The following is a 327-nucleotide window of genomic DNA, read 5'->3' as shown; positions in this document are numbered from 1 at the left end:
CCGCCCGAGCTGGGGCCACCGGGGCGGCCACCGCGGTCGTCACGGTCACGGTTGAAACCGCCACCGGCCTGCGGGCGGCCACCGGAGCGGTGGTCGTCACGGCGGGAGAACGGACGGCTGCTGCCGCCGCCGGCGCTGCCCCGGCGCTCGACACCGCCGAAGGCGGGTCGGGGCCCGGAGGTGCGCGTCTGCGGCGGGGGCCGGGTGGACGGTGGGTGCTTCAACCGTGACCGTGACGACCGCGGTGGCCGCCCCGGTGGCCCCAGCTCGGGCGGTTTCAACCGCGACGACCGCAAGCCGCGCTGGAAGAACTGACGCCGCAGGCGT

General features: G+C 77.4%; 1 protein-coding gene. It reads left to right on the top strand.

Features of this window, described 5'->3' with window-relative positions; genetic code table 11:
• Nucleotides 1–230, top strand: a 230-nt coding sequence (locus PUR56_RS07375; RefSeq protein ID WP_329948321.1) for a hypothetical protein, incomplete at its 5' end; no start/stop codon positions are given.
• Nucleotides 231–327: the final 97 nt, after the last annotated feature.

The organism is Streptomyces sp. BE303, from assembly GCF_036290945.1.
Classification (GTDB): Bacteria; Actinomycetota; Actinomycetes; order Streptomycetales; family Streptomycetaceae; genus Kitasatospora.
The sequence above is the reverse complement of the archived record's forward strand: the minus strand, read 5'-3'. Positions and strand labels throughout refer to the sequence as shown.